The sequence below is a fragment of the Moraxella atlantae NBRC 14588 genome, from assembly GCF_001591265.1.
Lineage (GTDB): Bacteria > Pseudomonadota > Gammaproteobacteria > Pseudomonadales > Moraxellaceae > Faucicola > Faucicola atlantae.
In genome coordinates this window covers 1-875 of record NZ_BCUL01000076.1, presented here as the reverse complement: position 1 = coordinate 875, position 875 = coordinate 1, and the positions used below count along the sequence as shown (strand labels likewise).

At 41.8% G+C, this 875-nt stretch carries 1 protein-coding gene; it reads right to left on the bottom strand.

All coding sequences use genetic code 11. The features are described from left to right. Window positions 1–9: 9 nt before the first annotated feature. Window positions 10–805, bottom strand: a protein-coding gene (locus MA2_RS10770; protein WP_115253979.1) for an IS5 family transposase whose coding sequence is annotated in 2 segments (ribosomal slippage) — window positions 10–543 and window positions 545–805 — 795 coding nt in all. Because the reading frame shifts where the segments join, the coding sequence is not laid out codon by codon here. Window positions 806–875: the final 70 nt, after the last annotated feature.

Here is an 875-nt window from a genome sequence, read left to right as displayed (position 1 = left end):
AGAACCTGTTCACAATCTTTTCAATAACAAAGCGATGAAAGCGAGATTGGTCAATTGAAGGCTCGAATTTAAATGACACTCACAGTTTTTCCATAGACGTCTATTTTTTTCAAGCCAAGCAAACGAACGTTCTACAACCCATCGCTTTGGTATGACTTTAAACGTATGCAGTTCATCTCTTTTGGCAACTTCTGTAGTAACGGTTTCGCCTAAAAGGGTCTTTACACTATTGGCAAATGCCTCACCTCGATAACCGCCATCAACCATCACATTTTTTACGCGGCTTAAGCGTTTAGCATGTTGACGAAGTAACGTTTTAGCACCTTCACGGTCGGTGATATTGGCAGTGGTAATACAGATAGCATGCGGCAAGCCTTGGCTATCTACTGCAATATGGCGCTTAATCCCTGATACTTTCTTTCCTGCGTCATAGCCTTTGTGTTTGGCGGTATCTGTATTCTTAACGCTTTGAGCATCGATGATGATAAAACTGGTTTTGCCCTTACGGTTGTCCTTCTTTCGCGCTTTTTTGACCAATTTTTTTTAAGGCTTGGTCAAGAATGCTGTTGCCTTCTTCGTCAAGCTCACTCCATTTCTGAAAGTACGAGTGGACGGTGCGCCATTTGGGAAAGTCATGGGGCAGCTGTCGCCATTGGCAACCTGTTCTTAGTACATACAATAACCCACAAAATACGTCATAAAGGTCAACCGTTCTTGGTTTGGTCTTCTTCCTTGCACTTTCTAAAATCGGTAGTATGTGCTCAAATTGTTTTCGGCTAATGTCGCTTGGATAGGATTTTCTCATGGTGAATTACTCGGTTATTAATCGATTATGTGGCTTATCCTGGCATATTTTTTAATCGTGAACAGGTTCT